This is a genomic window from Nocardia sp. NPDC057440 (genome assembly GCF_042802915.1).
Lineage (GTDB): Bacteria > Actinomycetota > Actinomycetes > Mycobacteriales > Mycobacteriaceae > Nocardia.
Genome location: NZ_JBHVDF010000013.1, coordinates 231672 through 257762 on the forward strand (window position 1 = coordinate 231672; position 26091 = coordinate 257762).

A 26091-nucleotide genomic window follows, 5' to 3' on the forward strand; every position below is an offset into this window, starting at 1 on the left:
GCCTCTCGGTGCGGCTTCGAGCCCTCTTTTCTGCGGGGGAGGTCGCTGCGGGAAGGCCGGTGTCGAAGCCGTGAGATGAGCGCATTCATCCGACACGCCGATCGAGAGGCGGTCGTCGTGGAATTGTGCGATGCCGGGTACGACTGTCGACCTGCGTGGGATTGTCACAATGGAATCGCGGGGTGACCGGTGAATTCGAGGTGCCTCGGATGCCTGTGCATGTGCACGAATATCTGTGCGGTTGAGGCACTTTGGCCGTAGAAAGTCACGGTCGTGACATGGCAGACTCAGAGCATGCCTGCTTCGGAGCTACGAGAAGGGGATGGCGCCCCGATTGCCGGACGTGTGGCCGCCGACGGTGGACCCACGGTACTGCGCATGATTCTCGGCGGCCGCATGCGACGGCTGCGGGAGGCTTGTGGGATCAGCCGTGAGGACGCGGGAGAGGCCATTCGCGGATCACATTCGAAGATCAGCCGACTAGAGCTGGGCCGGGTCGGTTTCCGGCAGCGCGACCTCGTCGATCTGCTCGCCTTCTACGGGGTCACCGATCCCGAGGAGTTGGCGGAGTTCATCGAGCTGGCGCAGCAGGCCAGCGCATCCGGCTGGTGGCACCGCGACACCGACTGGCTGCCCAAGTGGTTCGACACCTATCTCGGCCTGGAGCAGGCGGCCCGCCTGATTCGCTGCTACGAGCCGCGAGCAGTGCCCGAACTGTTACAGACCGCCGACTATGCCCGCGCCCTGCTGACTCTCGCACATCCGGACGAGCGGGACGACGCGATCGAACGACGGGTGGCGTTGCGTATGCGCCGGCAACAGATTTTGGCGCGCCGTGACCCGCCGCAGTTCTGGGTGATAGTCGACGAGGCGGCATTGCGGCGTCCGATCGGCGGTTCGACCGTGTGGCGTGGACAGTTGGACCACCTGGTCCGGCTCGCCGCGCAACCGCATATCAGCGTCCAGGTTGTCGCCGATCATGTCGGCGGACCCGCGATCGCGGACGGTGCGTTCACCATGCTCCGGTTCGCGGAGCCCGACCTGCCCGACATCGTCTACCTCCAGCAGCTGACCAGCGCCCTGTACCTGGACAAGCGAGCCGATCTCGATGCCTATCTCCGGGTGGTGAACGTGCTGTCGGTGCATGCCGCGCCGCCGGAATACACCGTCGGACTGCTCGAAGCGCTAAGGGAGCGGATGCCACGCACCGTTGATCGGCCGTCGGACACCGGCGATCGGCAGTAGTCGCAGCGCGCCTACGTCGCCTCGTTCGCGTCCGGTGCGCCGAGCAGCCGTTTGAGGATCTTTCCGGTCTCGCCGCGTGGCAGGTCGTTGAGAAAGGTGACGTCGCGTGGCACCGAGAAGCGGCTGAGCCGATGCCGGACATAGCTGCGCACCATGTCCGAATCCAGGCCCGCACCTTCCCTTTTCACCACGAAGGCGGCCAGCCGCTGGCCATATTCGTTATCCGGCACGCCGACCACCGCCACCTCGCTGACCTGGGGGAGATGGGAAAGCGCCTCCTCGACCGGCCGTGGGAAGACGTTCTCGCCGCCGGAAATGATCATCTCGTCGTCGCGGCCCGCGATGAACAGCCGCCCCGCGGCATCGAGGTAGCCGAGATCGCCGGTGTCGAGCATGCCGTCGGCCTCGCTGGGCGGTGCGGCATTGACGTAACCGTCGAACAGCATGTGATTGCCGACGAAGATGTGCCCGGTCGCGCCGACCGGCAGCGGTTTCAGATCGGGCCCGAGGACGCCGATCCTGGTGCCGAGCGGCGGACGGCCCGCGGTGGTCGGCGCGGTTCGCAGATCGTCCGGGTCGGCGATGGTCGCCCAGGAGACCTCTGTCGAGCCGTACACGTTGTAGAGGATGTCGCCGAAGGTGTCCATGAAATTCAGCACCGTCGCGGCCGCGAGCGGTGCTCCGCAACTGGCGACGACCCGCAGACTGGAGGTGTCGTAGCGAGCGCGCACCGGTGCAGGCAACTCGAGGATGCGATGCACCATGATCGGCACGGCGATCAGCGTCGTCACGTGATGCTCGGCGATCAGGCGCAGGCAGTCCTCGGCGTCGAAATGTTCCGGCAGCACCACCGTCGCGCGTAGCGGCGTGCTCATCTGCAGTGCCGCGAGGCCCCAGGTGTGGAACAGCGGGGCTGGGATGAGCATGGTGTCGTTCATGCGGAACGGAATCCGGGACAGCAGGGCGGCGATGGTCCCGAAGCCCTTCGGGTGCGGGCGGCGGGCGCCCTTCGGTGTGCCGGAGGTACCCGAGGTGAGCACGACCAGTTTGCCCGGTTGCGTCGGCCTTCGAAAGTCCTTGTGCCCCTGTGCTATCAGATCATCGATCGTGGTTCCGCCCGGCGTCGGCGGAGAGTCGTCGGTGGTGTAGCGGGGGATGTCGGCGTGCAGATACTGGACGAGCGGATCGAATTCGGCGTCCACGAACAGCGCGGACAGCTTGTCGCGCTGCACGATCTCCTCGATCCGCCGGGCGGGCAGCCCGGTGTTCAGCAGCACGGCATCGATACCGAGCTTGCCTGCGGCGACCATGGTTTCCACCATGCCCGCGTGATTGCGCGCCAGCAGTCCGACCGCGTCTCCCGCGTTCAGCCCGAGTGCCGCCATCGCGGCGGCCAAGGCCTGGGTGCGGTCGTGCATCTCGGTGAAGGTGCGCTGCCCGCGGCAGTCGATGACGGCCGGACGGTGCGGGGACTGCACGGCCGCGGCGGCGTAGCCACCGGCCAGGTTGAATCCCCATTCGGCCAGACGCCGCAGCTGCCGGAACGCCGAGTCCGGTCGATAGGTGCGACCCACCCCGGAGGTCATGATCTGTTTCGCTACACCCGCCCTGAGCCGCATGGGCGAGTTCTCGCCGTTGACGATCACCGAGGTCGGCGCGGCACGGACGAGGTCAGCAAGCAATCGCAGGCCGGCGTTCGTCCAATCGATGATCGCGGCATTGGTCAGCTCGGCCAGATGTGGATGCACTCGGCCCGGCGCGAAATAGGTGACCCAGATCTTGGTCTGCCCGTGCTCGTCGCGCAACCGAACCGAGGCGAAGCTGCCGAGCATCGGGAAGCGGAGTTCGAAGCTCTCCAGCTCCTGACCCACGATCAATTGCATGGTGTGGGAACGGATGCCGGCCTCGGCCGACCCGACCCGCACCAGCAGCACCGGATGGCCTGCGACGGTCTCCAACGGCTCGCAGGCGCCAACGCCTTCGAATATTCGTGGGTAGGTTTGCGGATCCAGCAGCAGATCCCACACCGCTTTGCGGGCGATCGCGTATTCGGCGACTACATCGATGACATCGGTAATCAACTACGTGCAATTCTGGCAGGCGGTGCCGGTCACTTGCGGGTCCGGCGCCGCGGTCTCACATCGGGTACGGGTTGTGCTTGCGAGGGTTTGGTTCGGCTGCGGTTTCCTTCTCCCTGAGCAGCCGCAGCGCGTGCTGAATTTCCAGTCGAGTGCGGGCGGGTTCGATGAGGGCGTCGATATAGCCGCGTTCGGCGGCGATCCACGGTGTGGCGACGGTTGCGTTGTAGCTATTGATCATGAAGTCTCGCACGGCGGACCGCTGGTCGGCGGGGACTTGGGCCAATTTGCGCTTGCCGACGATGCCGACCGCGCCCATCGTCCTCGTCTTCCCAGCGGACTGTATCCGGAGCGGAATCTGCGACCGAGCGATTCTCCGGCCTGCTGGGCAGCTCACAGCTCCGTCCGAGGGGAGTTGGACGATGTCACGACAAGCAATCGGGCCTCACCGCAGGCGTGCAGTCGTCGTCGGCTTGCTCAGGCCTGTCCTGCCCAGCGATCAGCGTTCATCTCGACGTGGGGGAAGGGTCGGGGATGGTCGAGGTCTGGCCGAGGTGTGTGCTGACTGTCGGGGTGCGGGAACTGGATTTTTGCGACAGCTGGGGCAACTATTGTCCCTATGGGACAATTAGCTGCTATGCTGTCGGCATGGGTGGCGACGATGGTGTCGACCTGGATGGCCGGAGGCTGCGCACGAGGCGCAGTCGCGCGGCCATGTCGGCTGCTGCGTTCGATTTGCTCACCGAGCGGGGGCTCGACTCGGTGGCGGTCGAGGACATCGCGGTGCGCGCCGGTGTGACACGGCGGACTTTCAGTCGGCACTTCTCATCGATCGAGGAGGCTGTGCTCGCCGATCTCGACCAGGATGTGCACCTGTTCAACGACGCGTTGTGTGCCAGACCGCTCGGTGAGCCGCCGCTGCCTGCTTATCGCAATGCCATTCACGACTGGCTGGATGCCGAATACAGTGGCCCGCGTGCGGAACTGCTTGTTCGCCGCTGGGAGCTGTTCCAGCGATTCGACGACGAGCCCGCACTGTTCGCCGGTTACCAGCGCATCCGTCTCGCGGGGCAACAGGAATCGGTGCGCATCATCGCCGCACGCATGGGTACAGATCCAGTAGCGGATCTACGCCCGGCGGCGGCCGTCGCGGTGGGCTCCGGGATGCTCATCGCGGCGCTGCAGGCTTGGGCCGTCGGCACGGATCCCAGCAGCCTGCCCGAGCTCATCGAAGGGTTCTTCGCCACTCTCGCCGGGCTGACCAGCGATATCCATCACGAGGAGGCACCGTCATGACCGCACGGCCGGTGCAAGCGAACGCAGTCCGCCGGACCTGCCGGCGCGTCGGATTGGATCGTAATCCGATGCGCAGACGGGAAGATCGCCTTCAATCGGTGGCGGGCGCGCTATTGCTGCTGTTGTTCATCGTCGTCGTTCCGGTGGCGGTCATGACGATCGGCGGCCGGGTATACGAGACCGAAACTCGTGTCGCGCAAGCGGAGGCGGCGCAGCTGCACCAGGTCGACGCGACGGTCGTCGAGGTCGGTAAGACGCCGCTGTATGCGCCGGTGACGCCGGCGAAGGTGACCTGGAGCGATCCCGACGGCACCGCCCACACCAGCGACTATCAGGCGACCGGAATTGTGAAAACCGGTGGCACCGTAAAGATTTGGCTCGACAGCACGGGAAAGGTCACCCATCCGCCCTCGGAAACCCGGGCGCTGAGCAAGGCCGTGCTCAGCACTACCGGCGCGGTGTTGGCGGTGCTCGCCTGCTGCGGTAGCTGCTATGTCCTGCTGCGGCGCGTACTCGACCGCAGGCGCTCGCGACTGTGGGAGACCGAGTGGGCCACAGCGGGACTCACCTGGGGCAACCACGGCACCCGCCCGGACCAGAGCTAGCGCGGAAATTCGTACGGAGTGCGGTGTGACCGCCGGCCAGGGGTAGGGACGAGGTCGGCGGCCACACCGCGTGCCGGGACGCTGCGCGGCGAACGCGGGCCTGGCACATCGACAACGTTAGGTACTCGAACAGACCGCCGCACGGCGGGAAACAAACATCGGCACTTGCTACGAATACCGCCGGTATGCGTTGTGACACAGCACAACCGGCGGTTTCTCGCCGCCGTCTAGACCGGGAAGAGGCTGTGCTTGCGATTCGAGGGTTCGAGCGCGGATTCCTTGTCGCGCAGCAGCCGCAGCGCCTGGCGGATTTCCAGGCGGGTGCGCGACGGTTCGATGACAGCGTCGATGTAACCGCGCTCCGCGGCGATCCACGGGGTCGCGACGGTCTCGTTGTACTGGTTGATCATGTAGTCCCGCACGGCCTCGCGCTGATCGGCGGGCACCTGGGCCAGCTGCCGCTTGCCGACGATGGTGACCATGCTCTCCGCGCCCATCACCGCGATCCGTGCGGTGGGCCAGGCCAGGCTGATGTCCGCGCCGAGCTGTTTGCAGCCCATCACCGCGTAGCCGCCGCCATAGGCCTTGCGCACCACGACGGTGACGATCGGGACGGTCGACTCGAGGACGGCACGAAAGAAACGTCCGCCGCGCTTGATGACGCCGTTGCGCTCCTCCTCGACGCCCGGCAGCACACCGGGGGTGTCCACGACGAACACCAGCGGAAGCCGGAAGGCATTGCACAGGCGAATGAAGTGCGTCGCCTTGTCCGAGCATTTGGCGTCGATGGCGCCGCCGAGCGCCATCGGCTGGTTGGCGACGACGCCGACGCTGCGCCCGTCCACCCGGGTGAAGCCGGTGATCAGGTTCTGTGCGGTGGCCGCGCCGATCTCCAGGAAATCGCCGTCGTCGAACAGGCGCAGCAGGATGTCGTGCATGTCGTAGCCCGCGCGATCGGAGTCCGGGATGATGGAGTCCAGCTCGAGGTCGGAGGCGGTGATTTCCGGCTCCAGCCCCGGGTTCACGATCGGCCCCTGCTCCATGACGCTCGACGGCAGGTAACCGAGGTAGTTCCTGGCCCAGTCGAAGGCGGCCTGCTCGGTCTCGGCCACGTGATGGACGGTGCCGTTGCCGGCCTGCACCTGCGCGCCGCCCAGCTCCTCCATGGTCACGGCTTCGCCGGTGACGTCCTTGATGACCTCGGGTCCGGTGACGAACATGTAGGAGTTCTCGGTCGCGATCAGGATGTCGGTGTTGACCGGCGCGTAGACCGATCCCGCCGCGCACTTGCCGAGCATGATCGAGACCTGTGGAACGAAGCCCGACAGTGGTCCCTGGCGCCTGCTCATCAGGGCGTACCAGGCCAGCGAGGCCACCGCGTCCTGGATTCTGGCGCCGCCGGAGTCGTTGATCGCCACGACCGGGCAGGCATTGTTCAGCGCGAAGTCGAGCGCGTTGGCGACTTTGCGGCCGAACATCTCGCCGACCGAGCCGCCGAAGACGGTCTGATCATGCGCGATCACGACCACCGGCCTGCCATCGATGCGGCCGTGGCCGGTCACCACGCCGTCGCCGTACATCGCGCCCGGCGTGCCCGGCTGGCGCACCAGGGCGCCCAGCTCGATGAAGCTGCCTGCGTCGAGCAGCATCCTGACCCGCTCGCGGGCGCTGGGTATCTCTTTGGCCTTGCGTTTCGCGATGCCGGCTTCGCCGGCCGGCTCCTGGGCGAGCTCCAGGATGCCCTGCAGCTGTTCCAGCTTGTCTCGCGTACCGCTCATGTGTGGTGATGCCCTTCGAATTCGCTCGCCGTCGCCGTTGCTCCGCCGACCTCGTCGTATACGGGGCGCGGCGCTCGATGTTATCGAGGATATGACCCAAAGCACACATCCTAGACGGTCGTCATGGGGCAGCTCACAGGTCACCGGGCGCGCTCTGGCCGGCTGTCGCCTCACCTCGTCACGGAGGCGGCGCGGGTTGCACTCCGGGACGATCCACTGTGGTGTGTTGTGGTTTGTCCCTGGTGGCGGCCGGGCCACTGATGAAGAGTCGAGAAGACGACGTCGCGACGTCGATCGACCGGGCATCCGGACCGGTCTCGAGTTCCTCACCGACGTGGCCGCCGGCCTCGACGCCGACGAGATTGGTGGCCGGTGCGCGACTACTGGTGCGGGTGCTGGAGAGCGTCACCGCCGCGGCTTCGGCGGCCTATGTCGACGAGCACCGCCAGGTCGCCAGAGAGCACCAAACCGCAGCACGGACTCTCTATCCGATGGCCGAACTGCCCGAGACGGTCGGACGTGACGCGGCAGTTTATGACAATCCCCAGCAGGCGCGCAGATCTGTAGTCACCTCACCCAACGATCGCCGAATCGGTCGTACAGCCCGAATATCCGACCCTATCGTCGAATTCGCCTCGATCCAGGGGCAACCGAAGGAGTTTCGAGTGACAACCGCGTTGACCGATATCGACATTCTGCGCGAACTGGAACCCGTCGCCGAACGCAATCTCAATGAGCATCTCCGCAAAGCCAGGCCGTGGAATCCGCACGACTATGTGCCGTGGGACGACGGCCGCAATTTCGCGGCGATGGGCGGAATTGATTGGGAGCCGGGACAATCGGTGCTCTCCGAGGTCGCGCAGATCGCTATGGTGACCAATCTGCTCACCGAGGACAACCTGCCGTCTTATCACAGGGAGATCGCTGACTCGTTCTCCCTCGACGGCGTCTGGGGCACCTGGGTCGGGCGCTGGACCGCCGAGGAGAACCGGCACGGGATCGTGCTGCGCGACTACCTGGTGGTCACCCGCGCGGTCGACCCGGTGGCCTTGGAAGCGGCCAGGATGGCGCATATGACCACCGGCGTCGCGAAACCCGTGAAGGGTTCGCAATTTCTGCGCTCGGTCGCCTATGTCACGTTGCAGGAGCTGGCGACTCGGATCAGTCATCGCAACACCGCAACCGCGTGCGCAGAACCCGTCGCCGAGCGTATGCTGCAGCGGATCGCCGCCGACGAAAACCTGCACATGATCTTTTATCGCAACCTGAGTGCCGCCGCGCTGGAGCTGACGCCCAACGGGATGCTGTGTGCTGTCACGGATATCGTGACCCAGTTCCAGATGCCCGGCCTCACTCAGCCCAACTTCCGCCGCAACGCGGTCGTGCTGGCCAAGAACGGCATCTATGACCTGCGGCAGCATCTCGATGTCGTGGTCCGTCCGGTATTGCGGGCGTGGAATGTGTTCGACCGCACCGACCTATCCGGCGAAGGGGAACGTGCGCGCGAGGTGCTGGCCGGCTACCTGGATGAATTGGAAGTCAAGGCACGGCGTTTCGAGGAGCAGCGGGACCGGGCCGCGGCCCGGCTGGCAGAGCGAGTCGCCGCAGCAGGATGAACCTACGCGTGCCGATCACTGCCGCGGCGATGGTCGCCATCGCCGTGGTGAGTGCTGCGCCCGTGCTCGCCGACGATGTGACGGTGGCGCCGCCGCCACCGATCGATCCTGCGATGACCAGAACCGGGCTGATCAGCCAGGAGCGGCTCGGCCCGCACCGCGAACGTCTGAATATCGCCTCCGCGGCCATGCGGCGTGTCATCACCGTCGACGTCCTGCACGGCACGGGAACCGGACCGCGCCCGACGTTGTATCTGCTCGACGGTGTGGACGGCGAAGCAACCTCGGGCTGGCTCAGCAAAGGCAAGGCGGCGGAGTTTTTCGCGGACAAACCGGTCGATGTCGTATTGACCAGCGGCGGTACCGGAAGCATGTACAGCGATTGGGCCCGCCACGACACGGCGCTCGGGTTGAACCGGTGGGAGACCTTCCTGACCCAGGAGCTGCCGCCGATCGCGGAATCGCTACTGAAGTCCGATGGGCGGCGTGCGATCGCCGGTGTGTCGATGGGTGCGCAGGCGGCGATGATGCTCGCCCAACGCCACCCCGGCCGTTTTCGCGCCGTTGCCGGAATGAGCGGATGCTATTCGACCGCGGACCCATTGGGGCACGCCGTCACCACCATTACCGTCGCCTCGCGCGGCGGTAATGTCGAGAACCTCTGGGGCCCGCCGACCTCGCCGGAGTGGGTGGCGCACGACAGCGTGCTCGGCGCGGAGGGCCTGCGCGGGACGACGATCTACCTCTCGGCCGCGCCCGGCCTGCCGACCGGCGCGGATCTCGTCGCCGTGGCCAACTCGCCGACCGTCCTCGATGCGCTGAAACTGGCAGGTGGGGGCGCAGCGCTGGAGGCCGGAGCGCGCGCGTGCACCGAGCGGTTCGCCGCGCGGCTGGGCGAGCTGAAGATCCCCGTCACCGTGGAGTATCAGCAGACGGGCATGCACACCTGGGCCGATTTCGAGGCACAGCTGCCGCGCGCCTGGCGCGTGCTTGCTCCCGCGCTCGGGCTGCCCGAGCCGAAATAGACTCCGCGGCAAAGGTGCACAGCCGTACCCGGCTCGGCCTGGAGTTGCGGATCGATGTACCGAATGTCATCTTGATGGGCGCTCCGCGCTCGCCCGAGGCGGCGCCGCATTCGATCCATTTCATGACGGGACCCCACTTATGCCGACTTTGCCCTGGACCTCCGGAGTTCATAAGCCTGTCGACGGGGAGCAGTTGCAAGTGCTGACCTCCCGGCTGCCGCTGACCCGCTACGTCGATATCGTTCGGTTTCTGCGCTGGACGCTGAAGATCCGCTCCCAACTGCGCGATGCTCCCGGCTGTGTCGGCTACACGCTCGACGCACGCCTGTTCAGCAAGACGTTCTGGACCTTGTCCGCCTGGTCGGACCAGGAGGCGATGAACAACTTCGTGCGCAGCGGCGCACACGCGCAGATGCTCGCCGACATGGCGGGCCGCGTGGGCAACCCCCGCTTCGTCGACTCCACCGCGACCCGCGCGGACATCCCGCTCTCCTGGAAGGAAGCCCGCATCCGCCTGACCTGAGGCCCTGGTCAGTGGTGCTGCGGAATCAGACGACGCCTTCGGCGTTGACGTTGGTATGACTTCGGCACTTCAGTCGGTCCAGTTCTCGATCTTGGACCGGTCCCGCGTTCGGCGCGGTCAGACCCATCCCGAGGCGCTGCGCGAGACCGTCGAGTTCGCTCGGCTGGCCGAGGAGTGGGGTTACCACCGCTTCTGGGTATCCGAGCATCACAGCGTGCCGGGAGTGGCGGGGTCGGCGCCGACGGTGCTCGCCGCGGCGGCTGCCGCGGCGACGTCGCGGATTCGGATCGGCACCGGCGGTGTGATGCTGCCCAACCATCAGCCGCTTGTGGTCGCCGAGCAGTTCGGGGTGCTGGAGTCGTTGTATCCGGGCCGCATCGATATGGGTCTCGGCCGGTCGGTCGGGTTCACCGATGGTGTGCGCCGCGCGCTCGGGCACGGGAAGAGCGATGCCGACGATTTCGACGCGCAGCTCACCGAGGTGCTGGAGTACGTCGGCAACGGTCGCCACGGAGTGCACGCCTGGCCCGCGGATGGCCTGCGGGTGCCCGCGTTCTTGCTGGCGACCGGCTCGGGCGCGGCGCGGGCGGCACGTTTCGGGCTGCCGCTGGTGATCGCGGCGGCGGCGGGCGAGGACCGGATGGTCGAGGCGATCGAGGATTACCGCAACGAGTTCCACCCGACGCCGTGGGGTGCGCAGCCGTATGTCGTCGTCTCGGGCGCGGTGGTCATCGCCGATACCACCGACCAGGCGCACCGGCTATTGCTGCCGGAGGCGTGGTCGAATGTCTACTCGCGCACCCGTGGTGAGTTCCCCGTGCTCATCCCACCCGAGGACATCGAGGCCATGGCGATGACCGAGCGGGAGCGCAGGATGTTCGACGAGGCGCTGCGCGACCATATCCACGGCACCGAAGACGAGGTCACGGAGGCATTGGAGCACTTGGTGACCCGGACCGGCGCCGATGAGATCTTGGTGCACACCAGCACTTACGATCGGGCGGCGCGACTGGATTCGCACCGCCGTCTCGCCCGGCTGACCGGACTGGGTTCCTCGGCTCGATCCCGTTCGGGGAATCGCACTTCCGCGGCGGCATAGCCGAAGAGCTTGCGGCCGTCCGATCGTGCGTCGATGGCGATGGCCGCCTTGCGCTCGAGGGGGTCCAGCGAGGTCACCCGTCCGCGGAACTCGATCGAGCTGGTATCCAGCGCCGGGATGCCCACGTAGTGCGTGTGATGCGCGAACTGGGCGCGAAACCGGGTGACCGCGGCCGGATCACCCAGCCACGCGCTCAGGAAGCTCGCGGCGAGGCCGAGTGTGAGCATGCGGGGCGCGACCACTGTCGGCAGACCCGCGGCGGTGGGGACCTGCTCGTTCAACAGCGCCGGATTGCCGTCGCCGGTGACCCCGGCGTAGTTCACCAGGTCGCCACGTGACAGGTCGAACGCCAGGACCGGTAGTTCGGCGCCCACCGTCAGCGCATCGAAATCGACCGTGGTGCAGGGTGTTCGGCTGCCAGATGCCGGAGTGATCCGGTCAGAGTTCACCGCCGTGACGACGTCGGGCAGCCGTTCGGGTTCGGCGGGGCGGTATCCATGGACGGCGAGTTTGCGCACCATCTCGGCGCGGCTGGGGTCCGCGCCGCCCGTGCGCGCCAGCAGCGCGGTGTTGCCGGTCTGCACGACCGCGCCGTATCGGTCGATGAGCACACTCTTGATCGCGAGCACGTTGTAGGCCGCGAAAGTCCGGAACGATTCCACAGAGATGTCGCAGCTGAGCCGGTCGCCTGCCATCAACGGTCTGCCGAAGTCGAATACCTGGTCGGCATGGAGAATGCGGGCCGAGTCGCATCCGGTGATGAGCGTATCGAGTATTTCGCGATGAACCCGCTGCAAGATTATCGCGGCGAAGGTCGCAGGCGCGATGAGACCATCGAAGCCGAGCGCCGCGGCCGCGTCCTCGCTCCAGTGCGCGGGATGACAGTCCAGCACGGCGCACGCGAATTCCCGGATCGTTTCACGTCCGACGATGTAGGGCGCTGCCGATCGATACCGGTGCTGCGCCGGTGCCGGTGCCGGTGCAGCAGCCGCGGCATTCACCTGATCGACGACGATGTCACCCATATCTGCTCCTTTTGCGCGCGCGGGTCGAGGACACTGTGACCGCGCCCAACAGTGCTCGAGCCGCCGAACATGTTGTGCAGTAACCAGTTCGGTCGGTCGATGACACCGTGTCGACCATCGAACCTCCATTGATCAGCCACCGAGGTGCGTTCGAACGGCGACAAACCGTGGGATCGATGATTCGTCCGGCAATCTCGTGTGCGCTGTGATTCATCGGTTATCTGGAGAATTCACCGATACGGGCGCGACTCTTTGGTGTTGTGCACGCATCGTTGTGATCAGCACGTGTTGTGCACGCCGGCCCATGGCGATTTTCCTGCCGATTCGCACGGCTGTGTCGGTTCCCTATGACGACCGGATGCCTTGGTGAGTTGTCCAGATACCTTTCTGTCACATGTGTTTCGGCGTTCGACCGTCTTAGCGTTGGCCCAGTTTCAGTGCCGTCGACCGGCCTCCCTCGGCACTGTCGCTCGAACGTTGTCGGTCTGCAGGAAGGCATGTCATGAAACGAAGTACCAGCGATCGGCCGTTGAGTGTCGCGGTGATGATGGGCGTCTCGGTGCTCACGATGAGCATGACGGGTGTGCTCGCCAGTGCGGCCCCGTCGGCACCGACCGAACAGAACCTGGCCGACTACATCGCCGCGGGCCGGACAGGGACGCCGGTCGCCGGCTCCGGCAGCGCGGGCAGCTCCGGCTCCGCATGCACCTCGGGCAGCGGCGCCGGGTCGGGGAATGGGTCCGGCAACTGTTACGGCGGCTCGGGTAGCAGCTCGGGTTCCTCGGGCGGATACGCCTCCGACACCGTCGGCTACGGACCGCCGATGACCTCATGGCTGGCTGCGTTCGGTTACGGCCTGCTGCACCCGAATGCGGCGCCGCCCGGGTCCAACGACTGGCGTTGTAAGCCGACCACGCAACATCCGCGTCCGGTGGTCATGGTCCACGGCACCTGGATGAACGCGTACAACGGTTTCGCCTATATGGGCCAGCCGATCAAGGACGCCGGATTCTGCACCTTCACCTTCAACTACGGTCGCGCCAACCTGCTCGAGGGCGGTGGTCTCGGTTCGGTGCTACCCGGTGTGATGGGCACCGGCTACATCGAGGACTCGGCGAAACAGCTCGCGACATTCGTGGATCGGGTGCTCGCCGCGACCGGCGCGAGCGAGGTCGATCTCGTGGCGCACTCGCAGGGCGGCTCGATGTCGAACTACTACACGAAGTTCGAGGGCGGCGCGGCGAAGGTCGAGAACCTGATCACCTACGGCGCCACTCACCACGGCACCAGCCTCGACGGGATCGGCGCACTCGGCAGGGCCATCAATAATTTCGGCATCGACATTCTCGGCTTCATCGAGATCCTCGTCGGCCACGCCGGTATCCAGCAGACCATCGGCTCGGACTTCGTCAACAAGCTGAATGCCAACGGCGACACCGTCGCCGGGGTCGATTACACGGTCGTCGGCACTCGCTATGACGAGATCACCAACCCATACGCCCTGACGTTCCTGCAGCCTGGACCGGGTGCGACGGTGCAGAACATCACCCTGCAGGACGGTTGCGAACAGGATCTCTCCGACCACCTGACCATCCTCTATTCGCCACGCGCACTGTCGATTGCGCTGCGCGCGCTGGACCCGGTCGGACACCCGACCCTGGAATGCGCCTTCAATCCGTGGGTGATCGGCGGTGGTGGATCGCTGTAGGCTGAGGAACGAGGTCGTCGACGGTTGCGGCCACGACGCCGAACAGGTCGGCGATGGTGGTCAGGGCCGCGGTGTGCAGCACGGCGGAGTGGACGGTGGGGCCCTGCGGGCTGGGCAGGGACCGGGTGGCGGTGGCCTCGGCGACGACGGTCGGGCGGTATCCGAGATTGAACGCGCCTTGCGCGGTGTAGCTCACGCACATGTGGGTCATGAATCCGGCCAGCACCAGTTCCTGGCCTACACCGAGTCGTTGCAGGGTCTGCTCGAGATCGGTGTCGTGGAATGCGTTCGGGAACTGCTTGACCACGACCGGCTCTCCGGACCGCGGTGCGACCGGGCCACTGATCGCTCCGATGTCGGCGCGAATGTCATAGGGCGTGCCGGGGCCGCCGTCGTTGATGATGTGCACTACCGGCCGGTGCGATTCTCGTGCGGCCGTCAGCAATCGGGCGCCTGCGGCCAGCGCCTGTTCGGCGCCGTCCACGGCCATCACGCCGTGGCGGTAGGTGTTCTGGAAATCGATCATGATCACTGCGGCATCGGCCAGCCGTGGTAGCTGATTGTCCAGACCGATCACGCTTCGGAGGGTGCTCGAGGCAGCATTCATCGACATTCGTTTCGACTTTCTATGCGGGGATGGAAATTCGGGCGCCGTATGCGGGCGCGGGGGCTTCACTCGACGTTCAGGTCGCGATGCGGAACCGGTTGCGGTAGTCGCCCGGGGTGGTTGCGAGTTGTCTGCGGAAGGCGCGGTGCAGGGTCTCGACCGACCCCAGTCCCACCGTCGCGGCGACTCGTTCGAGCGGCTGGTCGGTGGTTTCGAGCAGCCGGCGCGCGGCTTCGACCCGGCATGCCTCGACATAGACCACGGCGCTGGTGCCGGTTTCCTGCCGGAAGACACGCGTGAAATGACGTTCGCTCAGGCACATCCTGGCCGCCAGCGCCGAGGTGGACAGATCATCGTCCAGATGTTCGGTGACGAAGAGCCGTAATTCATCGATGTCACGGCGGGTGGTCGCGGGACGGCTCAGCGGCACGCTGAATTGGCTTTGGCCACCCTGACGTTTGAGGTACACCACCAATTGCCGCGCGACCTGCAACGCCAGTTCCTCGCCGTGATCCTCGGCCACCAGTGCCAGGGCGAGGTCGAGACATGCGCTGATCCCGGCGCCGGTCCAGATCCGGCCCGCGCGGATGAAGATAGGGTCGGGGTCAACGACGACGTGCGGGTGCTCGGCGGCGAGCTGGTCGGCTGTCGACCAATGGGTGGTGGCAGTCTTTCCGTCCAGCAAGCCTGCGGCCGCGAGCAGATGCGCACCCACGCACACCGAGGCTATCCGCCTCGTGCGCGGCGCGACGGTCCGGATCCACATCACGATCTCCGGCTCGACCCGCGCCACCGGCCCATGGGGCAGCGAATCCACCGCACCCGGGACGATCAACGTGTCGATCGTGTGTTCGACCTCGTCGAAGCCGAGATCGGTGACGACACGGACCCCGGCGGCCGTGCGCACTTCGCCTTGGGTGGGGCTCGCCAGCCGCACGTCGTACCGTGCTCGCCCGCCACCCTCGCGGTTCGCCAGCGCGAATACTTCGGCAGGCCCGGCGACATCGAGCAAGTCGACATCGGGGAAGGCCGTTATAACGACGCGGTGGATCAAGGTCATGAGTCTATCGTCGGCGTCCGCGCCGATGGCCGCAACGACTTATCTCTGTCAGATCCAGCCATCGCTCGCGGATGACGCTGCTGTCCGGCAGTGGGAAAACGTCGTTCTGTCCCGATCCGAAACGAGGTCGACATCGACTGAATATGCAGTCCTGCCGCCCATCGGCGTCGTCGCGAAACGACGAACCTACCGGGTTCAACGGATATGCACTGGTAATTGGGTAAATTCGCGCCAGTGTTCAGTAACCGTACCGATGGTTTCGATCCCGTGGCCCACGCGCATTCGATGGTTGGGCGGACTTACCGTGCCAGTGATCACTATGAAGTCGGCCGGGAGAAGATCCGTGAGTTCGCCCAAGCGGTACGAAACCATCACCTCGCGCACTGGCGCGACGACATTGCCGCTGCCTACGGCTACCCGGGTCTCCTCGCGCCCCCGACGTTCGCGTCCGTCCCTGGACACCTGGCCTACTCCGAGATCTTTCCGACGATTCTGCGCGGCTACGACCTGAGCCAGATGATCCAGACCGATCAGATGATCGAGTACCACACAACAATCCACGAGGGCGACCGCCTGACCTTCGAGGTGTGCTTGGAGTCGTTTCGCCGGGCATTCGGCGGAGATCTCATAGGACTGCGTCAGGTGGTCTTCAATCATCGCGACGAGCCGGTCATGACCTCGCGCACGGCCATCGCGGGCCGCAGTAGCGTCGAGCCCGATCTCGCGCAAACCGCAGTTGAATCGCTGATGCCTGCTTTCAGCGATCCCGAGGTCGGCCCGCGTCGGAAGAGACGACCGCGTCGTGTCGACGTGCCTGCCATCCCCCGCCCGGAAGACCACTGGCGTGACGCGGGGGAGAACGTGGTGGCGTTCGGTTCGCTGATCGTCGGCGATCAGCTTCCGCCGCGGACGGTCCGGCTCAGCGTAGGCGATTTGGTGAACTATGCGGGAGTCTCCGGTGACCCCAATCCCATCCATTGGAGTGAGAAGCTCGCGCATCTGATGAGTCTGGAAACCGTGGTGGCACAAGGCATGCTCACCATCGGGCTCGCCGCGGACTACGTCAGCTCTTGGCTGGGTGACCCGGGCGCGATGCGTGCCTTAAATGTGCGGTTGACCAGTCCGGTATACGTCACGGAGGCCGGTGCGGAGATCGAGTTCACCGGTCGGATCAAAGAGCTCGACCCCGTTCGGTCCAGTGCGATCGTGGCCATTGGCGCCAAGCATCGAGGACGAAATATCTTCGGTCGCGCGACCGCCGCGGTCGCACTCCGTTGACCGACTGTCGTCGTGTGCTGCCGGGCGGGCGTGCGTGGTCTCCGCCCGCCACGGTGAGCCCATGCACGGATCGTCGTCGGTTTCACATCGGCGGTGCCACCGGGGTGGCTCGACCCTGCGATACGAGACGGCCCGCGACCTGAACGAACCTCGACGATGGCGGCTAGCGCGGCGTGAGCAGCACCGGCAGCGTAGCCAGACCGTGTGAGCGCCACGAGGTTCGGTACTCGAGCGCTGATTCCGCAACAGCGAGACGTATTCGGGGGTACCGCACGAACAGCGGCGGGACGATGGCGTCGACGACAAGGTCGGTGGCTTGCGCACCGAGGCAGTAATGCGGGCCGCGGCCGAACATCAGGCTGGGCCTGCCGTTGCGCGCCGGGTCGGAATCGGCGCCGAACAGCGTCAGCAGCACGGTGTCTCCAGCGGAGATGGTGTGCTCGCCGAGTCCGAGGTCGGTGACCGCGAATCGTCGGATGGCAAACGGCAGTGGATTGGCGCGTTCCATCAGCCCGCCGCGGGACGTCGGCCACGCGGCGAGGGTTGCGGCGGCATCGTCCGTCGTGAGGAGGGCGGCGATCATGTTGCCGCACATGTGCACGGCGTTCTCCAAACCCGCCAGCATCATCAGGAAGGCGAGGGATACCAGTTCGTCCTCGGACAGCGCTTCCTCCATGTCGCCGGCATGGATCCACCCGCTCAGCAGGTCGTCTCCGGGCTCTGCCCGCTTCGACTCGACCAGTGTTGCGAATGTCGCGGTCAGCCAGCCGATCGCGGCCACGAGCCGTTGCCCGGACGCCTTCGACGTGGCATCGACAGTCACCATGGCGGTGGCGGCCTCGCGCAGGCGCGAATGGAGCTCGGCGGGTATTCCGAGCAGTTCGCCGATCACCAGTGCCGGAACCGGGACGCACACGGCAGTGAGCAGATCAATTGTCTCGCTGCCGCTTTCGGGCAGCGCAGCGAACACCGTCGCGGCCGTCCGGGCGACGGCGGCGCGCAGACTTCTGGAGGAACGTCGGGAGAACGCGGGTCCGGCGAGCCTTCTGATCCGGCGGTGTTCAGCGCCGTCCATGTTCAACAGGTTTCGATCGAGCGCAGGTGGTAGCGCGAAACCGGAATAACCGTCGCTCGCGTGCTTCTTGTCCAGGCTCAGTCGGGGATCGGCGAGCAGTGTGGCTACCTCGTCGTATCCTGCGACCACCCAAACATGTTGGCCGCCAGGAATTTCCGCGCGCCGCACCGGCCCGTGCCAGGCGGCGTGCTCGTCCCATCGACTGCTCGCCGACGTACCGATCACCGTCATCTCCACCATCGCGCCACCTCACTGTCGGTGTCCTCACAGGGTATTGGGTGGGCGCGCCGACCACTCGACGGGGCGGGCGGCGCGGCGGGCTGATCCCTCAGCTGGCGCGGGTCGGGAATGTTTCGTCGCGCGGGCTCCGCCACAACAGCCTGATCTCGAAATGTGCTGTCGTCATACTCTTGCTGTCGACGGTACGTCGGCGTACCGTCAACGTGGTACATAGATGTACCACGCGAGGAGGTGGGCGGATGCCCGCTGTGAAACTTCCGGATGGCCCTTCTACGCCGCGGATCGTGCAGAGCCTGGAGATACTCTTCGGACGCTCTCGGGCCTGGCGGCGCATGCACGATCGCTTCGGCTCGGCGTTCACCATCCACATGCCCAGATTCGGCCGGGTGGTGGTGGTTTCCGATCCGGCCGAAGTCAAAGCGCTGTTCACCGCGAGTACCGATGTCGCCGACAATGTCGCCGTCAACCTCGGGCAGTTTCTGGGGCCGGGCTCGTTGTTCTCGCTGCAAGGCGAGGAACACCGCAAGCAACGCAAGTTGCTCACACCTCCGTTCCACGGTCGCCGCCTGGCCGTGTACGAGTCGCTGATCGAGGAGGAAGCAGTCCGCGAGATGGCGTCATGGCCGTCGGAACACGAGTTCGCGACGATGGATTCGATGATGCGGATCACCTTGAATGTGATCCTGCGTGCCGTGTTCGGCGCCGAAGGCAAGGAGTTCGACGAACTGCGCGAGCTACTTCCCAAATTGGTTCTCGTCGGGTCGGCGCTTGCTGCGGTGCCGGTTCCGAGGAGAATGCTGGGCCGCTTCGGCCCGTGGGCCCGGTTCGCGGCCTACCGCAACCGCTACGACGAGATTGTCGGACGGCTGATCGACCGGGCTTCGGCCGACGAACAGATCCAAGACCGCGACGACGTGCTGGCGATGATGTTGCAAGCTCGATACGACGATGGCTCCAGCATGAGTCGCAGCGAGATCGCGGACGAGCTGCTGACCCTGCTGACCGCCGGCCACGAGACCACCGCGACGACGCTCGCGTGGACGATCGAGCGACTGCGCCGCCACCCCGATGTGCTCAATCGCCTCGTTGCCGAAGCCGATTCGGGCGGTTCGGAATTGCGGGAAGCCACGCTGCTCGAGGTGCAGCGGGTCCGGCCGGTCATAGATGCCACAGCGCGCACGGTCCGTGCCGAGTCGATGCAGTTGGGGCGGTGGACTCTGCCGAAGGGACAGACCGTGGTGGTGAGCATCCGGTTGATGCACGACAACGAGGAGCTCTTCCCGAACGCCCGCGCTTTCGACCCCGATCGGTTCGTCGGTGTGCGCCCGGGCACGTTCAGCTGGATCCCGTTCGGCGGCGGTGCGCGGCGCTGCATCGGCGCGGCGTTCGCGACCATGGAGCTGAACATCGTCTTGCGCACGCTGCTAAGGGATTTCACGCTCGAAACGACCGGCGCGCCGGACGAGCGGACACACTTCCGCGGGGTGGCACTCGTCCCTGCCGAGAAGGGACGCGCCGTGGTGCGCCGCCGCACTCCGCAACAGGCGATCGCGGATCGGGGCCGCGTCACCGAGGTAACGGCGTGAGCGGGCAGAGCGCGGCGGTCGGCCGCGGCGTTACCCTGGCCTACGAGCGACTGGGTGCGGGCGGTGTTCCGGTCGTGCTGGTCGCAGGTTTGGGCCAGCAGTTGCACGACTGGCCGGACGGGTTGTGCGCGCTGCTGGTTGCACGCGGATATCAGGTCATTCGCTTCGACAATCGCGATGTCGGCCATTCGACGCATCTCGGCTTCCCGCCGCCGGGCCCGGTGGATTTCCTGCGCCGGCATTGGCATCGCGACCAATACGATCTCACCGATATGGCCGCGGATACGGTCGGTCTGCTCGACGCACTCGAGCTGCCGTCCGCGCATCTGATCGGAATGTCGCTGGGCGGCATGATCGCGCAGACCGTCGCCGCCCGCTATCCGTCCCGGGTCGACTCGCTGACATCCATCATGTCCACCACCGGCGCCGCCCGGCTGGGCCGTCCGGCATGGTCGACCTGGCGATTGATGTTCAGTCGACCGGCGCGAAACCGTGCCGAGCACATTGATCAGGCGGTGCGCATGTACCGGCACATCTCGTCGACCGGATATCCGTTCGACGAGTCCGCTGTGCGTACGGCGGCCGCCACGACCTGGGATCGCGACCCCGCTCCGGCTCCCGGCGCCGGCCGTCAGCTCGCCGGCATCCTGAAGTCCGGCGATCGGACGCGAGAGCTGAGCGCCGTGACAGCGCCGACGCTGGTCCTGCACGGTGACCGCGACCTGATGGTCGCCCCGACAGGAGGGACCGCGACCGCGAATTCCATTGCCGGAGCGCGCCTCCGGACCCTTCCCGGCATGGGCCACGACCTGCCCGCGGGAATATGGCCTGACCTCGTCGACCTCCTCGACGACCATATCCGCACGTCCGAAGCCAGGAGCACCGATGCCCCGCACTCATAGGCCGCTGTTCGGCCGCCCGGTCATGATCACCGGCGCGGCCTCCGGAATCGGCCGCAGTCTCGCCCAACAGTTGTCACGCCGGGGCTCGCCCGTGGCGATCGCCGACATCGACCAGATCGGACTGAAGGAGACGGCAACGTCGTTGACCGGCCCGGTGCTGACCCGCGTCCTGGACGTGCGAGATGCCGCCGACCAGCTCGCGTTCGCCGGCGAGGTGCGCGACTGGCTGACCGCACCGCTGGCGGCGGTGTTCAACAATGCCGGTGTGGCGGTCTCCTCGTCGGTGCTCGACGCGGTAGCCGAGGACGACGAGTGGCTGCGGCAGATCAATTTCGACGGAGTGGTCAACGGTACGCGGGCCTTCCTGCCCATCCTCGTCGAGCAGGACGAGGGCGTCGTCGTGAACACCTCGAGTGTGTTCGGTCTGCTCGGGATGCCCAATCAAAGCGCTTACTGTGCGGCGAAATTCGCGGTCCGCGGGTTCACCGACGCGCTGCGTCAGGAGCTGCGGGGAACCGGCGTGTCCGCGGTGAACGTCCATCCCGGCGGCATCACGACCAATATCGCGCGCAACGCCCGCGTCCGCAAAGACCCGGAAGGTCGCGGGCGAACGCCTGAGCAGATGGCCGCCGAATTCGAGGCCGTGGCCCTGACCAGCCCGGCGAAGGCGGCCGAAATCATATGCCGCGGAGTCGAGGCGGGGAAGTCGCGGATTCTGGTCGGCCCGGACGCCTACCTGTTCGATGTACTGGCGCGGGTGGCGCCGACGCGCTATTACGACGTGATCGCACTGGTGGAGCGGCGGCTGCGTGCTCGTAACAAGGCGGGAGCGCGGGCATGACCGAACATGTGGATGTCCTGATCGTCGGTGCCGGGCTGTCGGGAATCGGCGCCGCGCATCACGTGCATGCGGCGTTTCCGAACCGCACCTACGCGATCCTCGAAGCCCGCGATGCCATCGGCGGCACCTGGGATCTGTTCCGCTACCCCGGCGTCCGCTCGGACTCCGATATGCACACGCTCGGCTACCGCTTCCGCCCGTGGACGCAGGCCAAAGCCATCGCCGACGGTCCGGCGATCCTCGAGTACATCCGCGCTACGGCCGCCGACGCCGGCATCGACCGGCGTATCCGGTTCGGGCATCGAGTGATCGGCGCGTCTTGGTCCTCCGCCGAATCCCGCTGGACGGTGCGAGCCGAGCACGCGGGCACGACCGCGGTGTTCACCTGTGACTTCTTCTACGTCTGCAGCGGCTACTACCGCTACGACGAGGGCTACACACCCGACTTTGCCGGAGTCGACGACTTCGGCGGGCAGCTCGTACATCCGCAGTCCTGGCCCGCCGACCTGGACTTCACCGGTAAGCGGGTCGTCGTCATCGGCAGCGGCGCCACCGCCGTGACGCTGGTGCCTGCCATGGCCGAGGCAGCCGGACATGTGACGATGTTGCAGCGGTCGCCGAGCTACATCTTCCCGGTGCCTTCGGAGGACACCGTTGCCAACCGGCTGCGCAGGCTGATCGGACCCAGACGCGCCTACACGGTCGTGCGCTGGAAGAACGTGCTGCTGGGTACCTTCATTTACCAGTTCAGCCAACGGCGGCCACAGCAGATGAGGAAGTTCATCCGCAAACTGACCATCAACCAGCTGCCCGATGGCTACGACGTCGACACGCACTTCAAGCCGGCCTACGGGCCGTGGGATCAGCGGTTGTGCCTGGTTCCGGATGGGGACCTGTTCCGAACGATCCGCGACGGCCGGGCCTCGGTGGTCACCGATCGGATCGACAGATTCACCGAGACAGGATTGCGTCTCGAGTCCGGCCGCGAACTCGAAGCCGATGTGGTGGTGAGCGCAACCGGACTGCAGCTGCTCGCCCTCGGCGGGCTCCGGCTCACCGTCGACGGACGAGAAGTCCCGCTGCCGAAAACCATGGCGTACAAGGGGATGATGCTGAGCGGAGTACCCAACTTCGCATTCACCATCGGCTACACCAACGCGTCCTGGACGCTGAAGGCCGACCTCGTCAGCGAATTCGTCTGCCGGTTGCTGCGGCACATGGACACCAACGGCTACACCGAAAGCACGCCATGGCCCGACCCGACCGTCACCGAGACCCCGCTGCTCGACTTCCAGGCCGGCTACGTCCTGCGTGCCATCGACCGATTCCCCAAGGCAGGTTCTCGGGCTCCGTGGCGCCTGGGCATGAGCTACGGCCACGACGTGATCACCCTGCGGCACGGCCGGATCGACGACGGCACCATCCGCTTCGCCGGTCGGCGCGCGGCGTCGGGTAGCGGACTCACGGAGGTCGTCGAACCCGGCCACGGCCCCGAGCAGGCCACCGCATGAGAAGCGCGGTGGCCGCGTGCCGGGATCGGTCGCGACGCGGATCGACGAGGGAAGTCACTACGCTGACTCCTGTGACACGTACCGAGCCCGCACCGAGCACCTCCACGGATGCCCCGGCCGGTCCGGGGCATCGGCGTCGCCTCCTCGATGGCATGGCCGTCGCAGTGCGCGAACGCGGTTATCGGGACTCGACTGTCGCCGACGTGGTGCGTAACGCCCGTACTTCTCGCCGCACCTTCTACGAACATTTCGCCAGCAAACAGGACTGCTTCATCGCTCTGCTGAGCGAGCGGAACACCGAAACGATCCAGCAGATCGATGCCGCTGTGGATTCGCATGCGCCCTGGCGCACCCAGGTGCGCCAGGCCATCGAGGCGTGGATCCACTTCTCGCAGGAGGATCCCACCATCACGCTCAGCTGGATCCGCGTCGTTCCCGCCCTCGGCGAGGATGCCAGGCAACTACAGCGAGAGACCGGCGACGCGTTCGTCGACCTGATCCAGAAGCTCACCAGCACAACAGAATTCACTGACGCCAGCCTGCATCCACCCACCCGTCAAGTGGCGACGATCCTACTCGGCGGCTTCCGCGAGCTCATGGCGAGGACCGTCGAGGACGGTGGCCGGATCGCCGACATCATCGACGTCGCCGTAGAGTCGGCGATCGCGCTGGTCGGTCCCCGCTTGTGAGACGAGACCGCACCGCAGCGGACCTCCGCCTGGTCGGGGAGTCCGGTATCCGTCGAGGGGCCCTCGGCCCGGGTTGCTACATCTTGTAGCCGATCTGGCGCAGCAGCTGTTTGCGGGCTGCCTGGTCGTCGGCATTCTCGACGCCCAGCGGCGCAGACCCGTCGACCACGCCGACGATTCCCCTGCCCAGCTCGGTCTCGGCGACCAGCACATCCACAGCGTTGGCTGTCGCACAGAAGATTCCGCAGACCTCCGGGACGTGCTCGACCGCATTGAGCACATTGACCGGGTATCCCTCGCGGAGGAAGACGATGAACGAGTGTCCGGCTCCGACGGCGACTGCGTTCTTCGTCGCGAGCTCGACCAGGTCGTCGTCGTTGCCGGAGTGGCGGACCAGACGCGGCCCGGATGCCTCGCAGAATGCCAGACCGAACCGCAGGTGGGGACCGATACCGACCAGCGCCTCGTGCAGGTCCTCGACGGTCTTGATGAAGTGGGCCTGTCCGATGATGACGTTGAGATCGTCCGGTTTGTCGATACGCACAGTTGTCAACTCCACAGCAACATACTGCGCCTCGCCGATGTGGATTCACAGCACTTTGGCACCGATCTGCTCACGAGTATGTTCAGCTCGCCGGAGGCCGGCACGTCGGAGCGCAGCGCCACCCGACACCTCCCCGCCTCACTCGTCCTCGCCGTGGCCCCGGCGAGTGCGTCAAGGATCGGTACTTTCGAGTGATCGATCGTGCGACGCCCACCATCTTCGTATCGGATGCGGCCATCTACGCCTCGTGTCCGGGCCGCAGCTGGGATACCGCGCTGTAGCGGAGGGCGCGGGTGCGCGGGGGCGGGGCGGACCCGGCTTCGGGGGCAACCAGCAGCCCGACGTGGTCGCCGAAGTCGTGGCGTTCGAGGATTCGTCCGCAGAACCAGCCCGCTGCGGCATCAAGGATCGGCAAGCTGGCCGGACCGGGATGCCAGTCGCAGTGGGCGAACTTGTCGATGTCGTCGCCGGTTTCGGTGCCGAAAAGCGCCGCCAGCGACAGTTGGTCGTGACCGAGCAGGTGCACGGCGAGATGATGTGCGCGCATGGCCACCTCGAAGGTGTGGTTCTTCTTCGAGATTCCGACCAGGAATCGCAACGGATCGATGCCCACCTGGGAGGTGAAACCGACCAGACAGCCGGCTCGCTGTGGGCCTTTCCGCGTCGTCACGACGCAGACAGGATAGTCGGCGGCCGCGATCACTGCCTCGAAGGATGAGTCTTCGTGTCCGGTGTTGGGCATGGTGTGCTCCTCGGATCGGGGAGTCGATGACAGATCGGGCGCGTCAGCCGCCGAGCGATTCCGCCGCCGACAGCAATAACCTCAGCGCGCACCGGGTGGCATATTCGGCGACCTCGGTTGCCATCCGGACCTCCTTTGCTACTCGACCGATACCGGTTCGGGTATTTCGTGCAACAAGAAGACTCGATCCCACAGTAGGAGATCGCCGTCGGCTTCGGGTGATCGTGGGCTAGTTCGCCCGTGGGGCTCGCGGCGCGCGGAGCTTAGAACGCGTGATGCTGGCTGTTTGCTCGCCGAGCCACGGGGTAGCCGGGAACCATGAGCAACTCGGGATGCGACGGTGCCCGTTGCGCGGACACCGACCGGCACGAGGATGCCGGCGTGATCGCTCGAGTTCTGGTCGTCGTCCCGGTTCGGGATGAAGCGCGGCTGTTGCCCGCCTGCCTGACGGCGCTGGCACGCGCGGCGGAGCGGGTGGATGTTCCGGTTCGGATCCGGCTCGCCCTGGACGCGGGTACCGAGGCCTCCGCGCGGGTGCCCGCCTCGAACGTCGAGAGGATGGAGGTCGGCGAACGCAACGGCGACGCTGCCCGCTCGCTGGGTTTCGCCGAGGCAGGCGCGACCTGTGGGGCCGAGACCTGGTTCGCCACCACCGACGCAGACTCCGAGGTCGACGACTCCTGGTTGCGGGCGCAACTCGGGTACGCGCGCGGACTCGGCGCTGGGTCCACTGTGCCCGGATGCCGAGCACGCACAGCGTGTCTCCGACCTCACCGTTTTACCTCCGCCGGAGTCATGCGGAGCGAGACCTGGCCGATCTCGGCCGCGATTTGGCGGAAAAGGAGTTCTCATGGTTGCCGAGTCGATGACCGATCTTGCTGTTCGCGGTACTCCCGACGACGTCTGGGCGCGATGGCGGTGTGGTCGCCCCGAACTGTCCCTCACCGGGTGGCGGCACTTGGTCGTCGTCGCCGCGCATCCCGACGACGAGATACTCGGCGCCGGCGGTTTGATCGCG

At 66.2% G+C, this 26091-nt stretch carries 24 protein-coding genes; 14 read left to right on the top strand and 10 right to left on the bottom strand.

Annotated elements, in window-relative coordinates; genetic code table 11:
• Positions 1 to 294 precede the first annotated feature (294 nt).
• Positions 295 to 1245 (top strand): helix-turn-helix domain-containing protein, encoded by a 951-nt coding sequence (locus ACFU4Z_RS25795; protein ID WP_379067327.1) that lies wholly within the window; start codon positions 295 to 297, stop codon positions 1243 to 1245.
• A gap of 11 nt (positions 1246 to 1256) precedes the next feature.
• Here ACFU4Z_RS25795 and ACFU4Z_RS25800 read toward each other — a convergent pair whose 3' ends face one another.
• Positions 1257 to 3326, bottom strand: coding sequence for an AMP-binding protein (locus ACFU4Z_RS25800; protein WP_379067329.1), 2070 nt, complete (start codon positions 3324 to 3326; stop codon positions 1257 to 1259).
• A gap of 55 nt (positions 3327 to 3381) precedes the next feature.
• On the bottom strand, positions 3382 to 3642 hold the full coding sequence (locus tag ACFU4Z_RS25805) for a carboxyl transferase domain-containing protein (protein ID WP_379067331.1): 261 nt from the start codon (positions 3640 to 3642) through the stop codon (positions 3382 to 3384).
• A gap of 329 nt (positions 3643 to 3971) precedes the next feature.
• Between ACFU4Z_RS25805 and ACFU4Z_RS25810 the strand changes: the two genes are divergently transcribed.
• Both ACFU4Z_RS25810 and ACFU4Z_RS25815 read left to right on the top strand, forming a co-directional pair.
• On the top strand, positions 3972 to 4619 hold the full coding sequence (locus tag ACFU4Z_RS25810; RefSeq protein ID WP_379067333.1) for a TetR/AcrR family transcriptional regulator: 648 nt from the start codon (positions 3972 to 3974) through the stop codon (positions 4617 to 4619).
• 68 nt (positions 4620 to 4687) lie between these two features.
• Positions 4688 to 5224, top strand: coding sequence for a hypothetical protein (locus tag ACFU4Z_RS25815; RefSeq protein ID WP_379067335.1), 537 nt, complete (start codon positions 4688 to 4690; stop codon positions 5222 to 5224).
• A 227-nt stretch (positions 5225 to 5451) separates the two neighbouring features.
• Here the strand turns inward: ACFU4Z_RS25815 and ACFU4Z_RS25820 are convergent, their stop codons facing one another.
• Both ACFU4Z_RS25820 and ACFU4Z_RS25825 read right to left on the bottom strand, forming a co-directional pair.
• Positions 5452 to 7002 carry an acyl-CoA carboxylase subunit beta gene (locus ACFU4Z_RS25820; RefSeq protein ID WP_379067337.1) on the bottom strand — a complete coding sequence of 517 codons (1551 nt, stop codon included), beginning with the start codon at positions 7000 to 7002 and terminating at the stop codon, positions 5452 to 5454.
• Between the two features lie 178 nt (positions 7003 to 7180).
• Complete coding sequence (locus ACFU4Z_RS25825) at positions 7181 to 7411, bottom strand: hypothetical protein (protein ID WP_379067339.1); 231 nt, start codon at positions 7409 to 7411, stop codon at positions 7181 to 7183.
• Between the two features lie 256 nt (positions 7412 to 7667).
• On the opposite strand from ACFU4Z_RS25825, the gene ACFU4Z_RS25830 reads away from it, so the two are divergent.
• From ACFU4Z_RS25830 to ACFU4Z_RS25845, 4 genes are all read left to right on the top strand, one after another.
• Entirely contained in the window at positions 7668 to 8618 is a 951-nt protein-coding gene (locus ACFU4Z_RS25830) for an acyl-ACP desaturase (RefSeq protein ID WP_379067341.1), read from the top strand.
• A gap of 8 nt (positions 8619 to 8626) precedes the next feature.
• Positions 8627 to 9643, top strand: coding sequence for an alpha/beta hydrolase (locus ACFU4Z_RS25835; protein WP_379067343.1), 1017 nt, complete (start codon positions 8627 to 8629; stop codon positions 9641 to 9643).
• Positions 9644 to 9782: 139 nt separating this feature from the next.
• Positions 9783 to 10166: an antibiotic biosynthesis monooxygenase gene (locus ACFU4Z_RS25840; RefSeq protein ID WP_379067345.1), complete on the top strand. Its 384-nt coding sequence runs from the start codon at positions 9783 to 9785 to the stop codon at positions 10164 to 10166.
• 55 nt (positions 10167 to 10221) lie between these two features.
• Positions 10222 to 11265 (top strand): LLM class flavin-dependent oxidoreductase, encoded by a 1044-nt coding sequence (locus tag ACFU4Z_RS25845; RefSeq protein ID WP_379067347.1) that lies wholly within the window; start codon positions 10222 to 10224, stop codon positions 11263 to 11265.
• On the opposite strand, the gene ACFU4Z_RS25850 is transcribed toward ACFU4Z_RS25845, so the two are convergent.
• Positions 11157 to 12290, bottom strand: a complete 1134-nt coding sequence (locus tag ACFU4Z_RS25850; RefSeq protein WP_379067350.1) for a fused (3R)-hydroxyacyl-ACP dehydratase subunits HadA/HadB — start codon at positions 12288 to 12290, stop codon at positions 11157 to 11159. The two genes, ACFU4Z_RS25845 and ACFU4Z_RS25850, sit on opposite strands and share 109 nt — an antisense overlap.
• Positions 12291 to 12792: 502 nt before the next feature.
• Between ACFU4Z_RS25850 and ACFU4Z_RS25855 the strand changes: the two genes are divergently transcribed.
• Positions 12793 to 13998 (top strand): esterase/lipase family protein, encoded by a 1206-nt coding sequence (locus ACFU4Z_RS25855; RefSeq protein WP_379067352.1) that lies wholly within the window; start codon positions 12793 to 12795, stop codon positions 13996 to 13998.
• On the opposite strand, the gene ACFU4Z_RS25860 is transcribed toward ACFU4Z_RS25855, so the two are convergent.
• Both ACFU4Z_RS25860 and ACFU4Z_RS25865 read right to left on the bottom strand, forming a co-directional pair.
• Positions 13961 to 14605, bottom strand: coding sequence for a cysteine hydrolase family protein (locus ACFU4Z_RS25860; protein ID WP_379067394.1), 645 nt, complete (start codon positions 14603 to 14605; stop codon positions 13961 to 13963). The genes ACFU4Z_RS25855 and ACFU4Z_RS25860 overlap by 38 nt on opposite strands.
• Positions 14606 to 14681: 76 nt before the next feature.
• Positions 14682 to 15665, bottom strand: a complete 984-nt coding sequence (locus ACFU4Z_RS25865; RefSeq protein WP_379067354.1) for a GlxA family transcriptional regulator — start codon at positions 15663 to 15665, stop codon at positions 14682 to 14684.
• Positions 15666 to 15899: 234 nt separating this feature from the next.
• Between ACFU4Z_RS25865 and ACFU4Z_RS25870 the strand changes: the two genes are divergently transcribed.
• The gene (locus ACFU4Z_RS25870) at positions 15900 to 16943 is read left to right on the top strand and encodes a fused (3R)-hydroxyacyl-ACP dehydratase subunits HadA/HadB (RefSeq protein ID WP_379067356.1); all 1044 of its coding nucleotides are present in this window, start codon (positions 15900 to 15902) and stop codon (positions 16941 to 16943) included.
• A gap of 163 nt (positions 16944 to 17106) precedes the next feature.
• On the opposite strand, the gene ACFU4Z_RS25875 is transcribed toward ACFU4Z_RS25870, so the two are convergent.
• Complete coding sequence (locus tag ACFU4Z_RS25875; protein WP_379067358.1) at positions 17107 to 18258, bottom strand: cytochrome P450; 1152 nt, start codon at positions 18256 to 18258, stop codon at positions 17107 to 17109.
• Positions 18259 to 18497: 239 nt separating this feature from the next.
• Here ACFU4Z_RS25875 and ACFU4Z_RS25880 point away from each other — a divergent pair, with 239 nt between their 5' ends.
• The 5 genes from ACFU4Z_RS25880 to ACFU4Z_RS25900 all read left to right on the top strand — a co-directional run bounded on the left by ACFU4Z_RS25880 (position 18498) and on the right by ACFU4Z_RS25900 (position 23787).
• The gene (locus ACFU4Z_RS25880; RefSeq protein WP_379067360.1) at positions 18498 to 19844 is read left to right on the top strand and encodes a cytochrome P450; all 1347 of its coding nucleotides are present in this window, start codon (positions 18498 to 18500) and stop codon (positions 19842 to 19844) included.
• Positions 19841 to 20746 carry an alpha/beta fold hydrolase gene (locus ACFU4Z_RS25885; RefSeq protein ID WP_379067362.1) on the top strand — a complete coding sequence of 302 codons (906 nt, stop codon included), beginning with the start codon at positions 19841 to 19843 and terminating at the stop codon, positions 20744 to 20746. Before ACFU4Z_RS25880 ends, ACFU4Z_RS25885 begins: the two co-directional genes overlap by 4 nt.
• Complete coding sequence (locus tag ACFU4Z_RS25890) at positions 20730 to 21587, top strand: SDR family NAD(P)-dependent oxidoreductase (RefSeq protein WP_379067364.1); 858 nt, start codon at positions 20730 to 20732, stop codon at positions 21585 to 21587. Before ACFU4Z_RS25885 ends, ACFU4Z_RS25890 begins: the two co-directional genes overlap by 17 nt.
• Positions 21584 to 23098, top strand: a complete 1515-nt coding sequence (locus ACFU4Z_RS25895; RefSeq protein ID WP_379067366.1) for a flavin-containing monooxygenase — start codon at positions 21584 to 21586, stop codon at positions 23096 to 23098. Before ACFU4Z_RS25890 ends, ACFU4Z_RS25895 begins: the two co-directional genes overlap by 4 nt.
• A gap of 71 nt (positions 23099 to 23169) precedes the next feature.
• Positions 23170 to 23787, top strand: a complete 618-nt coding sequence (locus ACFU4Z_RS25900) for a TetR/AcrR family transcriptional regulator (RefSeq protein ID WP_379067368.1) — start codon at positions 23170 to 23172, stop codon at positions 23785 to 23787.
• Between the two features lie 76 nt (positions 23788 to 23863).
• Here the strand turns inward: ACFU4Z_RS25900 and ACFU4Z_RS25905 are convergent, their stop codons facing one another.
• Both ACFU4Z_RS25905 and ACFU4Z_RS25910 read right to left on the bottom strand, forming a co-directional pair.
• A complete protein-coding gene (locus ACFU4Z_RS25905) occupies positions 23864 to 24346 on the bottom strand; it encodes an adenosine-specific kinase (RefSeq protein ID WP_379067370.1) in 483 nt (160 codons plus the stop codon).
• Positions 24347 to 24569: 223 nt separating this feature from the next.
• The gene (locus ACFU4Z_RS25910) at positions 24570 to 25073 is read right to left on the bottom strand and encodes a flavin reductase family protein (RefSeq protein ID WP_379067372.1); all 504 of its coding nucleotides are present in this window, start codon (positions 25071 to 25073) and stop codon (positions 24570 to 24572) included.
• Positions 25074 to 26091 lie beyond the last annotated feature (1018 nt).